9 protein-coding genes are annotated in these 12,295 nt (G+C 74.1%); 1 reads left to right on the top strand and 8 read right to left on the bottom strand.

Translation table 11 applies throughout. The annotated features are described in order from the left end of the window. Positions 1 to 21: 21 nt before the first annotated feature. From HAV40_RS17210 to HAV40_RS17180, 8 genes are all read right to left on the bottom strand, one after another. Positions 22 to 1,167: an alkaline phosphatase family protein gene (locus HAV40_RS17210; protein WP_239085816.1), complete on the bottom strand. Its 1,146-nt coding sequence runs from the start codon at positions 1,165 to 1,167 to the stop codon at positions 22 to 24. A 15-nt stretch (positions 1,168 to 1,182) separates the two neighbouring features. After that, the gene (locus HAV40_RS17205) at positions 1,183 to 1,971 is read right to left on the bottom strand and encodes a methyltransferase domain-containing protein (RefSeq protein WP_239085818.1); all 789 of its coding nucleotides are present in this window, start codon (positions 1,969 to 1,971) and stop codon (positions 1,183 to 1,185) included. 59 nt (positions 1,972 to 2,030) lie between these two features. Then, complete coding sequence (locus HAV40_RS38475) at positions 2,031 to 2,756, bottom strand: PASTA domain-containing protein (RefSeq protein WP_239085819.1); 726 nt, start codon at positions 2,754 to 2,756, stop codon at positions 2,031 to 2,033. Positions 2,757 to 2,786: 30 nt separating this feature from the next. After that, positions 2,787 to 4,088, bottom strand: a complete 1,302-nt coding sequence (locus HAV40_RS17200; protein ID WP_166382399.1) for a chymotrypsin family serine protease — start codon at positions 4,086 to 4,088, stop codon at positions 2,787 to 2,789. Between the two features lie 111 nt (positions 4,089 to 4,199). Next, positions 4,200 to 7,496, bottom strand: coding sequence for an error-prone DNA polymerase (locus HAV40_RS17195; protein WP_166382651.1), 3,297 nt, complete (start codon positions 7,494 to 7,496; stop codon positions 4,200 to 4,202). A gap of 177 nt (positions 7,497 to 7,673) precedes the next feature. Continuing rightward, entirely contained in the window at positions 7,674 to 9,203 is a 1,530-nt protein-coding gene (locus HAV40_RS17190; RefSeq protein WP_166382397.1) for a DNA polymerase Y family protein, read from the bottom strand. Positions 9,204 to 9,414: 211 nt separating this feature from the next. Continuing rightward, on the bottom strand, positions 9,415 to 10,242 hold the full coding sequence (locus HAV40_RS17185; RefSeq protein ID WP_308440997.1) for a hypothetical protein: 828 nt from the start codon (positions 10,240 to 10,242) through the stop codon (positions 9,415 to 9,417). Between the two features lie 139 nt (positions 10,243 to 10,381). Beyond that, positions 10,382 to 10,807 (bottom strand): SAV_6107 family HEPN domain-containing protein, encoded by a 426-nt coding sequence (locus HAV40_RS17180; RefSeq protein WP_166382395.1) that lies wholly within the window; start codon positions 10,805 to 10,807, stop codon positions 10,382 to 10,384. A gap of 473 nt (positions 10,808 to 11,280) precedes the next feature. Between HAV40_RS17180 and HAV40_RS17175 the strand changes: the two genes are divergently transcribed. Next, positions 11,281 to 12,276, top strand: a complete 996-nt coding sequence (locus HAV40_RS17175; protein ID WP_166382393.1) for an EamA family transporter — start codon at positions 11,281 to 11,283, stop codon at positions 12,274 to 12,276. Positions 12,277 to 12,295 lie beyond the last annotated feature (19 nt).

Below are 12,295 nucleotides of genomic sequence, written 5' to 3'. Positions count from 1 at the left end.
CCCGTGCAGACGCCGCTGGGATCAGGGGCGGTAGACGAGCAGGGGGATGCGCATCTCGGGTTCGGTGAGGGAGCCGTGCATGGCTACCAGGCTGGAGACCGAGGCCGGGTCGGTGGCGGTGGCCAGGATCGCCCAGTCGTCGCGGCAGACCACCACCACGTCGCCGAGGCGGGCGGCGTGGCGCTCGCCGAGGGGGCCGTACCAGCCGGTGGCGACGGCCTCCTCGCGGGTGCCGATCCAGGCCGCGTGTCCGGCCAGCGCCCGCCAGGCGGCGAGCACGTCGGGGGTCGCGCCGGGCTCGGTGTGCAGGTAGCGGACGCGGGGCTCGCCGGTGACGACCCGTACCCCGGCCGACAGCGCCGAGTCGGCGTGGGCGTCGATGCGCCGGTCGGCGGGCACGTCGAGTTGGCCGTGGTCGGAGGTGACCAGCAGTGCGGCATCCTCGGGCAGGCCGTCGACCAGCCGGGACAGCAGGTCGTCCACCTCGGCCGCGGCCGCGCTCCACTGCGCCGAGGTGAGGCCGAACGCGTGCCCGGCCTTGTCCAGCTGCGGGTGGTAGCCGTAGACCAGGGCGCGGGCCGGGGCCTCCTTGAGCGCGGTGAGCATGCCGGTGGCGAGGGAGTCGACGTCGACGGCGGGCAGGTAACGCGCGCCCGCGCTGGTCGCCGTTGTCAGGCCACTGCCCGCGTACTCGGGGCGGTTGACCACGGTGGTGTCGATCCCGGCGGCGGCCGCGGCGGCGTACAGCGGCGGCACCGGCACCCACTCCCGGGGCGGCGGGTCGTCGGCCCAGACGGTGTGGTTGAGCACCCGGCCGGTGCTCGGCACGATGGTGTTGAACGCCAGCACGCCGTGCGCGCCGGGCAGCGCGCCGGTGGCGAGGCTGATCAGGCTGGTCGGGGTGGTCGACGGGAAGCCGCAGGTGGTGGACAGCGCCAGGCCGAGCTCGCCGCGCAGGGTCGCCGCGATCACCGGGGCGACCGGGGCCATCGCGGGCAGCTGGTGGTGGCCCATCCCGTCGACGAGCAGCACCGCGAGACGGCGTACACCGTCGAGCCGGGCGCTCAGGCCCAGCCGGTCGGGCAGGCCGGGCACTCCGAGCGCGGCCAGCGCGCCGGGCAGCACGTCGGCCAGGGTGCCCTGGTCGTAGTTCGGCGCGACGAACACGGCGGCCTCCAGGGGTCAGTGGCCGCGGCGGCGGGCCAGCAGGTGCAGCTGGGTCGCCACGTCCCGGTACGGCGGCACGGCCGCGGCGGCCAGCTCGAAGGCCAGCAGGGCCGCCGGGTCGGCGTCGGCGACCACGCCGGACACCAGGTCGGCGACCACGCGCACCCCGTGCGCCTGCTCGACGTGCAGCCCGGCCTCGGCCAGCAGTGCTTCCGCGCTCAGCAGGTCGAACCGGCGGCGCACCGTGTCCCGCCCGGTGACCCCGGCGGTTCCCGGCGACCCGCCCGCGGTGCGGGTCTCCGTGGCCTCGCCACCGGCGCCCAGCAGCGCGGCCGCGGCCTGCCACTGCCCGGCGACCGCGCGCGACAGCACCGCGGCGGCCCGGTTGGCGACCAGGATGCTGGCCGCGCCGCCCGGCCGCAGCGCGTCGTGCAGCGCCCGCGCGACCGCGTCGGGGTCGTCGACGAACTCGAACACGGCGTGGCAGAGCACCAGGTCGGCGGCGGCGGGCGGGACGAGGTCGCCGAGCGAGTCGGCGTCGCCCTGCAGCGCGCGCACCCGGTCGGCGACGCCCGCGTCGGTGGCCCGGCGCAGCAGCGACGCCAGCGCGTCCGGGCTCGGATCGACGACGGTCACCGTGTGTCCGGCTTCGGCCAGCGGCACGGCGAAGCCGCCCGTGCCGCCGCCGACGTCGACGACGCTGAGCGGGCGGCCGTCCTGTCCGGCCAGCTCACCGCGCAGCACCGACCAGATCACGGCGGTACGGGGTCCCGCAATGCGCGCTTGTGCCACAGTTCGCTCCACGCGCCCGAGCCTAGCGGCCGCCGACGGGCGGCCGTAGGGGCACGCCGTCCGGGCGGTGGTCAGCCATCGCCGCGCAACCTGCCCTCGACCGGCCCGCGTTCGATCACGAGTTTCGCGCCGAACTTCTCCATGAGCTGGGCTGTCTCCTCGTCGTTGAGGTCGGCGCGCATCTGCACGGCGCATGCGTAGCCGTCGATGCTCAGCGAGAACTTCAGCGCCGACGCGGTGGGCAGGAAGCGGCGCTCGCTCAGCTCGACGACCACCTTCTCCAGGTCGACGCGCGAGTTCGGGCAGGTAACCAGCCGGTACGGCTTGCCTTTGACGTACTTCTCGACGCCCTCGACGACACCCGGCAGCCCGTTGCCCTCGTGTACGCCGAGCACCACGGTGCCCTTGGCGTCGATGCCGGTGCCGACGAACGTCTCCCAGTGCCCGCGGATGTACTCGTCGAGGGTGGCCGGCTCGCCCGCCACCACGACCCGGACGACGCTGCCCCGGGGCAGGCTGGTGCCGCCGGGCGGGTCGGTGACCGCGACGACGCCGCGTTCGAGCAGCAGCCCCGGCTCGTACTTGACCAGGGGCACCAGCCCGGCCTTGCTGAACTCCTTGTCCAGCACCTTGACGCCGCCGTCCACGACCTGCGGCACCCGGGTCGTGACGGTCACCGCGTCGGCGGTGGGCTCCGGCACGGCCGCGGGCGGCAGGTTGCGCGCGGCGCATCCGGCGACCGCACCGGCGAGCGCGAGCACGGCGATCCGCGCCGGCCAGCTCCGCTGTCCGCTCATGTCCAGCCTTTCGTACGTGACGCGCCCGCCTCAGGAGGTGAGGATGGTGGCGTTGAGGTGGGACTCGATGTTGGTCAGCTGCTCGGCGACGACCCCGCGGCAGCCGCTGGTGCAGCCGATGATCATCCCGAGCGCGATGGCGTTGCTGGTGCCGGATCTGATGTAGACCGGGCCGCCGGAGTCACCGGTCCGCACGATGATGTCGCCGCCCCGGCCGCCCTCCATGAGCCCGCCGGTGCAGCCCTCCGCGTCGCAGATCATGGCGTTCAGGCTGATCACGGTGACGCCGCAGGTGGCCTTGGTGGTCATGCCGCTGAGGCAGACCACGTCACCGATCAGCGGGTCGCGCTTGGCGGTGATGTTGCGCTGGGTCGGGCAGCACGGGTCGGTGTGGATGACGTTGTCGTAGGTCTCCGTGGCCGCGCCGACGAACAGCATGTCGTACGACGGGTAGTCGCTCTCCCGGGAGGCGGTGCCCCAGTACTGCGTCGACGAGTAGATCTTCTGCCCGTTGCCGAAGCAGTGCGCGGCGCTGATGCCGCCGGTGTAGACGGCGGTGTCGCCGGTGACCGACTTGCGCCGGGCGACGAAACCGGTGGTGCAGGTGTTGGTCGCGCCGGAGTTGACCCGTACGCCCGCGCCGCCGAAGTGGGCCTCGCCGTCGTTGAGGCGGCCGGTGCGCGGGGCGGTGTCGAGCATGACCTCGGCGACCTCGCCCAGCTGGTCGCGCAGCGCCTGCGCGGCGGCCGGGAAGCGCGGGTCGAAGGTGACCTGGAAGCGGGAGTCCGCGGCGCGCAGGCTGTAGCTGAACGACGCCCGCGCCGCGTCGGGGTGCCAGGCGCGGCCGGACAGCAGCTCGTCGGCGGCGGCCAGGCGCTCGGCGGAGAAGCAGCCGACCTTGACGGCCGTCTTCATGGCGAGGGCGCCGTCGGCGGCCCGCGACGCGCCGGCCAGGCTGCTGTCGAGGCCGGCCGCGCGGGTGCGCTGCTCCGGGGTGACCACGATGGTCACCGTCTGCGTGTTGTGGTCGATCGCGGTGCCGATGTATCCGCGGCGCACCTGGTCGGCGATGCGCTCCTTGGCCCCCGTCACGCCGAGCGCCTGCCGCGCGGCCGTCTGCACGGCGCGGTTGGCCTGCCGGGCCGGTTCGGTGTCGAGCCACTGCCCGTATGCGGGCGCGCGGTCGGCGGTCAGACCCGCGGTGAGCCCGGTGGCGGGCGCGGCGACCTGGCAGTCCACGGTGAGCGCCGGCACGGCCTGGGCGGGCAGGGAGGTGACCAGGGTGGCGAGCATCAGGCCGCAGCCGGCCACGATCGACGACGTTTTCCGCATCTGGTGTCCGTTCGTCCCAGGGGTGATGGGTCGAGCGAACGTTATCGGCAGTTTCAGGTCCACACAAGACGTACGGTCGTCCTTTATAGACTGGCGGTAATCGCCGCGCTACTAACGGAAGTCCCGCGAGGCGACCGGGGTCGCCACGGTCAGCGGCGCGAGCTGGTCCGCGACCAGGTTGCGCACCCCCGACGACGACTCCAGCCGCCCCCGGACCAGTAACGCTGCGCTGCCCCGGGCCACCGTGCGGTGGCGCAGCCACAGGCCCGGCGAGCAGACCACGTTGAGCATCCCCGTCTCGTCCTCCAGGTTCAGGAACGTCACCCCGCCCGCGGTGGCCGGCCGCTGCCGGTGCGTGACCAGGCCGCCGACCAGCACCCGGGACCCGTGCTCGACCCCGGTGAGCCGCGCGATCGGCAGCGCTCCCTGCGCGGCCAGCCGCTCGCGTACCAGCCGGATCGGGTGGTCGTCCGGCGACAGCCCGGTCGCCCACACGTCGGCGACCAGCTTGTCCACCGCGTCCATGCCCGGCAGCGTCGGCGCGTGCACGCCGACGACCGTGCCCGGCAGCCGGTCCGGGGTGTCGGTGGCGGCCGCGCCCGCCGCCCACAGCGCCGCCCTGCGGTCCAGGCCGAAACAGGCGAAGGCGTCCGCGGTGGCCAGCGCCTCCAGCTGGGCCGCGGGCAGTCGGGCCCGCCGGGCCAGATCGGTCATGTCGGCGTACGGGCCGTGCGCGCGCTCCTCGACGATCCGCTTCGCCACGTCCTCCCCGAGCGTGCGCACGCTGTCCAGGCCGAGGCGCACGGCCGGGCCGCCCAGCCCCCACTGCGACGGCTGCTCCCCCGGCAGGCTGCCCGACCGGTCCCCCGGCGCCCACTCGATGTTGGCCTTGACCAGGCTCGCGTTGATGTCCGGGCGGCGCACCCGCACGCCGTGCCGCCGGGCGTCGTCGACCAGCGACTGCGGCGAGTAGAAGCCCATCGGCTGCGCCCCGAGCAGCGCCGCGCAGAACGCCGCCGGGTGGAAGCGCTTGAGCCAGGCACTGGCGTACACCAGGTAGGCGAAGCTGATCGCGTGGCTCTCCGGGAAGCCGTAGTTGGCGAACGCGGCGAGCTTGCCGAAGATGTCGTCGGCCAGCTCCGGCCCGATCCCGTTGCCCGCCATGCCCTCGTACAGCCGCCGGCGCAGCCGTTCCATCTTGTCCATGGACCGCTTGGAGCCCATCGCCCGGCGCAGCTGGTCGGCCTCCACCGGGGTGAAGTCGGCGACGTCGATGGCGAGCTGCATCATCTGCTCCTGGAACAGCGGCACGCCCAGCGTCCGGGCCAGCGCGTTGTGCATGCGCGGGTGCGGGATGTCGACCGGCTCCAGCCCGTTCTTGCGCCGGATGAACGGGTGCACCGAACCGCCCTGGATCGGGCCGGGCCGGATCAGCGCCACCTCCACCACCAGGTCGTAGAAGCGCTCCGGGCGCAGCCGGGGCAGCGTCGACATCTGCGCCCGGCTCTCCACCTGGAACACCCCGACGGTGTCGGCGCGGCACAGCATCTCGTACACCTCGGGATCGTCGGGTTTCAGGTCGCCGAGGTCCAGCTCCTGGCCCAGGAAGTCGAACGCGTAGTGCAGCGCCGACAGCATGCCCAGGCCCAGCAGGTCGAACTTGACCAGGTCGACCGCCGCGCAGTCGTCCTTGTCCCACTGCAGCACGGTCCGGCCCGGCATGCGCGCCCACTCCACCGGGCACACCTCGATCACCGGCCGGTCGCAGATGACCATGCCCCCGGAGTGGATGCCCAGGTGCCGGGGGGCGTTGAGCAGCTCGTTGGCGTACTCCATGACGTGCTCCGGGATGCCGTCGACGTCCTTGGCCGACACCCCGTGCCAGCGGTCGATCTGCTTGGACCAGGCGTCCTGCTGCCCGGCCGAGAAGCCGAACGCGCGGGCCACGTCGCGCACCGCCGAGCGCGGCCGGTACGAGATGACGTTGGCGACCTGCGCGGTGTGCTGCCGGTCGTAGCGCCGGTAGACGTACTGGATGACCTCCTCGCGCCGGTCGGACTCGATGTCGACGTCGATGTCGGGCGGCCCGTCGCGCTCCGGGGCCAGGAAGCGCTCGAACAGCAGCCCGCCCTCCCCGCCGACCGGGTCCACGTTGGTGATCCGCAGCGCGTAGCAGACCGCCGAGTTCGCCGCCGACCCCCGCCCCTGGCAGTAGATGTCGCTTCTACGGCAGAACTCCACGATGTCCCACACCACCAGGAAGTAGCCGGGAAACTCCAGCTGCTCGATCATCTTCAGCTCGTGGTCGATCCGCTCGTAGGCCTCCGGGTACGCCTGCCGGGGCCCGTACCGCTGCGCGGCCCCCTCGTAGGTGCGCTCGCGCAGGAACGCCACCTCGTCGACCCGCGTGCCGTCCGGCTCGGTGAACGGCGGCAGCTTCGGGGCGACCAGCCGCAGGTCGAAGGCGAGCTGCTTGCCGAGCTCCGCCGCGTACGCCACCGCCCGGTCCGTACCCGGATACGGCATCGCCGCGAACCGGGCCGCCATCTCCGCGCCCGAGCGCAGGTGCGCGGTCGCCGCCGCGGGCAGGTAGCCGTCGAGGGAGTCCAGGCTGGTGCGGGCGCGCACCGCCGCGGTCACCGTGGCCAGCCGCCGCCGTGCCGGACCGTGGTAGTGCACGTTGTTCGTGGCGACGACGGGCAGGCCGCGCCGCTGCGCCAGATACGCCAGGACCTCGTTGCGGTCGCCGTCGGACGGGTCGGCGTGGTCGGTCAGCTCCACCACCACGTTCTGCGCGCCGAACAGGTCGGCGAGCCGGTCCAGCTCCCGCGCCGCCGCATCGACACCCTCGGTGAGCAGCGCGTGCGGCACCGCGCCCTTGCGGCACCCGGTCAGGATCACCGCCTGCCCGTTCAGCGTCTCGGCGATCTTCCCCAGCTCGTAGGACGGCCGCCCTTTCTCGCCGCCCAGCAGGTGCGCCTCGGACAGGGTGCGGGCCAGGTTCGCGTAGCCCTGCGGTCCCCGGGCCAGCGCCAGCAGGTGGGTGCCCGCCGGGTCGGGCGCTCCCCCGCCGCGCGGCAGCCCGGCCAGGTTCAGCTCCGCCCCGAACACCGTGGGCAGCCCGTGCTCCCGGGCCGCCTCCGCGAACCGCACCACCCCGTAGAACCCGTCGTGGTCGGTGATCGCAAGGGCCTCCAGACCCAGCCGCACCGCCTCGGCGACCAGCTCCTCCGGGTCGCTGGCCCCGTCCAGGAAACTGAAGTTGGTGTGGCAGTGCAGCTCCGCGTACGGCACGGTGGTCCGCGGCCGTTCGACCGGCTCGGCCCGATACGGCTCCCGCTTGCGCGAGAACCCCGGCGCGTCACCCCCGTCGGCGGCCAGCGGATCGACCACCTGGCCGCCCCGCATCCGCCGCTCCAGCTCCGCCCACGGCAACTGCCCCTGACTATCGAACCCCACTCGAACAACTGTACTAAACCCCAGCTCACTCCGCTCCCCGAGGCTGTCATGATCGCCGTTTCGTGTCCAGACCTGCGCCCTGACTCCACCTTCTGACACGAAACGGCGATCACCGTCGATCACGGGTCAGTCGAAGTGGAGGGTTATGGACCACTGGCCGGCGTTGAGGGTGAGCAGGAGGGCGCGGCCGGTGGCGAGGAGGACCTGGAGGCGGGCGGAGCGGTGGGTGCGGCGGCCGTCCCACCACTGCTCCTCCACCGGCCACGGGCCCGCCCAGCCGGTCACCTCGACGGTCCGGCCGTCGACGACCAGGCGGGCGGGCGGGGCGCTGAGGTCGAGGCGGGCGCTGACCCGCAGCACCTCGCCGGAGGCGTCGAGCAGCTGCACGGGTTGCGGCTCGGGCAGCACCACGGCCGGGGACGGCTGCGGCAGCCGCCCTGGCCACGGGCCGTCCGGGCGCTGCGGGGCCCGCTCGTCGCCCCAGGGCACCAGGGTCGCCTGCGCGCCGGGGTCACGGCCGCCGCCGAGCACCGCGGTCACCACCGCCTCCGGGCCCAGGATGCCCTGCACCCGGTGCATCGCCCGGTGGGCCCGGTCGCGTTCCTGCCCGACGTCGCCCCACAGCCCGGCCTGCAGCCCGGCCTGCCGTACGAGGCCGTCCGGGATGAGCCGCAGCGCGACGATCCCGGCCGCCAGCCGGCGCTGGGTGATCCACCCCTCCAGCTGCCAGCGGGTGCGGTCGGCGATGGCCTGCGCGGTCAGCACGCCGTCGTGGCGCCATACCCGGTGCAGCTCGCGGCCGTCGGCGGTGACCGCGCTGATGGCCAGCCGGGTGGCCGCCATGCCGTATCCGGCGAGCCGCTCGTGCAGCCGCTCGGCCAGCGCCCGCGCGGCGAACGCGGCGCTGTCGACCCGGTCCACGGGTTCGTCGTAGCGCTCCTCGACCTCCAACTCCGCCGGGGCCTGGCGGACCGCGAGCGGCCGGTCGTCACGGCCGGCGGCCAGCCGCTGCGCGAGCGCGGCGTCGAGCCCGAACCGGGCCAGCACGTCACTGGGCGGCAGCTCCGCGAAAGCCCCGAGGGTATGCACACCGAGCCGCCGCAGCAGGCTGGTCAGCGCGGGCCGGTCCAGGGTCGTCACCGGCATCGCGGCCAGGAAGGCGGCGGTCTGCCCGGGGTCGATGATCCGCCCGGCGCGGGCGGCCAGCAGCGCGGCGAACGTCCCGTCGGCGACGCCGATCTGGGCCTCCACCCCGCACTGCTGCGCGACCTGCTCGACGATCCGCTCCGCGGCGGCCTCCTCGCCCCCGAAGTAGCGCGCCGGACCCCGCGCGGCGAACGCGCACACGCCCGCCCGCAGCACCGCCACCGAGGCCGCGATCTCCTCGACCGCGCCGACCACCGGCTCGAAGGCCCGTACGTCGCGGACCGGGTCGTAGTCGATCGTGATCACCTGCGGGCACCTGCTCTGCGCCTCACGTTTACGCAGGCCACGCCGCACTCCTTCGGCACGGGCGGCGGCAGAGGAGGCGACGACCCGATTCGCGTGCAGCACCGCGACGGGCCGGTGCGCTGGCACCCCGTCGAGCAGGTCGGCGGCGATGACCGGCCAGTCCGGACACCAGACGAGCATCGTGCGCTGGGCGGCGTCGCCCATCAACGCCCCACCGGCGGCGACCCGCCATGATCGCTGTTTACGGTCAGAAAGTGCGGCCTGACCACGTCTTCTGACCTCAAACAGCGATCATGGCGGGGCGGCGACACCCGGCCCGTGATCGGCCGGATGCCCCAGCGCCCAGCCGGCACCATGATCGGCCGGATGCCCCCGCACCAGGTCGGCACCACTCCCGGAGGTTGCGGTACCCCCGTCATCCCTGCACCACGCGCAGGTGGCCTCGGCTCTGGCCCTCGGCGTGGGGCAGCGGGCGCGACGGCGAGACGGCCACGGCTTCGGCGGCGGGCACGGCCACGACTTCGGCGACGGGCATGGTCACGGGTTCGGCGACGGGCACGGTCGGCCCGGACGACGAGGGCAGCCACATGGTGACCCGGCGCGGGCGGCCCGCGGCTCCCCGGCCCCGGGCCGAGACGGTCAGTTCGCGGGCGCGCAGCCTGCCGTGCCCCTGGCCCAGCCCGATCCACATGCCCTCGACCGGGGACAGCACCACGTCGGCACCCTCCCACTCGCCGCCGAACGGCACCAGCACGCTGCCGCGCTGGCGGGCACGGGCGGCGAGCTGCAGGCGTACGGACGCGGCGACCGGCCCCGTCGGGGCGGCCACCACCACGTCGAACCCGTCGAGCAGCGCTCCGACGACGGTGGTCCACTGCGGGCCGGGATGCGGCACGAGGGCGAGCCGGTCCAGCGCGATGCCCAGCTCAGCGGCGGCGGCCATGCCCAGGCTCGGCAGCCCGACGACGGCGCACCAGGAACCGGCGGACGACGCGGCCGACAGCAGGGCCAGCAGCAGTGAGGTGGTCCCGCCGCAGCCGGGCGCGCCGGTCGAGGCGACCGCGATGGTGCTGCCCCGGCGCAGCCCCCGGCCGGGCAGCAGTTCGCGCAGCTCGGGCAGCACCGGCAGCATCCGGTCGGTGCCCAGCCCCGCCTGTTCGTCGGTGAGGTCACTGGCGCGCCGCACCGCAGTGTGCTGCAACTCCATAGACCGGGCCTGGCTCAGCCCCGCCATGGCGTTCATCCCCCCGTCGTACGTGGATATCCGTCGTCCTGGTCCCCGGTGGCCCGTCCCCGGCGGGCCGCGGGCGGGCGGCACCGGGGACGGGCTGTCCGGAGTGCGCCCGGCGGGCGCGGTGGGCCCGCCCCCGCGGGCCCCGAACTCACCTCGCGAGGGCGGGCTGGATCGCGAGATCCAGCGCCTCCTGCACCTCGTCGGTGAAGTGAACGGCCTGCATCAGCAGGGTGTCGGCCTCCATGGCGGTGACCCGGGCGATGCCCGCCTCGGCGGCGGACCTCTTGGCCGCGCCGGACGAGAACAGGGACGACCAGGCGCTCATCTCGGGAGCGACCATGGCCAGCAGCACCCATACGCTGGTGATCTGGCGTCGCCGGGCGGGCGCGGGCAGGGCCCGGGCGGCGATGACGGCGGCCGCGGCGCGCAGGGCGGCGAGGTGCGCGGTGGCGTAGCGCTGCGCGTGGCTCTCGGTCTCCCGGGCCTCGGCGAGCCCGCGGCGGGCGAGGACGATCAGCTCGATCGGCGTGCGGTGCGGCAGCAGATGGGCCGGCACCTTCGTCGTGGCATTCATGTCGGCGGCTCCCTCCATCGTCGAACGGCCTATACCCGGCCGAACTCAGGACTGTCACTCGAACCGGATCTTTCCGGCCGGGCGACCGCCCGCTTTCCGAGCCACGGAGGAAGAACGTGGTGTAGCGCTTGCCGGCCGGGCGTGGAGCTTCCCCACGCCACGCCCGGACCGGCTCGCCGGTCGGGCGGCCACCCACTGCCCGGGGGTCGATGGGCAGCGGGTGGCACCCGCCTGGTCGGCCGCCGGAGCCGCGAATCTCCGGTGACCTGGGTCGGTGCCGCGAACACCGGTCCGGGATTCGCGGTAGCGAGCCGCTGCACCCGAGACATGATCGAACACTTGTCCGAACAACGAGTAGAACGTTAGTTCGAAAAAATCGCGTTGTAAACCCTGACCCGCGCCGTGTCGCCACCCGGACCGTTCAAGTAAGGACCGAACGCAGGTACGCACATGACACCAGGTAGCCTCGAACGGTGCCGTTCCGACCCCGTCCCGCCCTGGGCATCGCCATGGTCACGCTGGCCAGCCTGCTGTTCGCCGTCAACGGCACCGTGTCCAAACTGATCCTGCGGGCCGGGGTCAGCGCACCAGACCTCACCACGCTGCGCGCCCTGGGGGCCTGCGCCGGGCTCCTCGCGCTGGGCGCGGCACTACGCCCCGGCCTGCGCCGATTCAGGATCACCGCCCGGCAGCTCCCGCTGCTCATCGCGTACGGCATCACGGGTTTCCTGGCCGTGCCGATGCTCTACTTCGTGGCCATCGCCCGCATGCCGGTCGGCGTCGCGCTGCTGTTCGAGTACACCGCTCCGCTGTTCGTGGCGCTGTGGGCCCGCTTCGGCCAGCGCCACCCGGTGCGCCCCCGGCTGTGGGCCGGGCTGGCCCTGTGCCTGCTCGGTCTCGCCTGCGTCGCCGAGATCTGGGGCGACCTGAGCCTGGACGGCGTCGGCGTGCTCGCCGGGCTCAGCGCCGCCGTGCTGCTCGCCGCGTACTTCATCCTCGGCGCCAAGGGCGTGGCCAGCCGCGACACCGTCTCGCTGACCGGCTGGGCGTTCGGCGTGTCGGCCGTGGCGGGCCTGCTCCTGCGGGCCCTGACCGGCTCCGCCCCCGACTGGAGCGCGCTGGCCGGGCACACCGGCGGCGGCACGCCGCTCTGGCTGCTCTGCGCCTACCTGCTGATCCTCGGCACCATCGTGCCGTACCTGCTGATCGCCGGCGCGCTGCGGCACCTGCCCGCGACCAGCGTCGGCATCCTCGGCATGATCGAACCGGTACTGGCCGCCGCAGTGGCCTGGCTCACCCTGGGCGAGGTGCTCAACCCGGCACAGCTGGCCGGCGGCGCGCTGCTGCTGATCGGCGTCGCGCTGGCCGAGACCGCCCGGGTGCCCGTGGCGGCGCTGATCGAGCCGGTGCCGCTGAGGCAGAATGAACCCCGTGCCGTCGCACCCGACCGGGTGCTAGGCGCCCGCTGACGCCCACCGGACACCTGGA

The sequence above is a fragment of the Catellatospora methionotrophica genome (assembly GCF_011297335.1).
Lineage (GTDB): Bacteria > Actinomycetota > Actinomycetes > Mycobacteriales > Micromonosporaceae > Catellatospora > Catellatospora methionotrophica.
The sequence above is the reverse complement of the archived record's forward strand: the minus strand, read 5'-3'. Positions and strand labels throughout refer to the sequence as shown.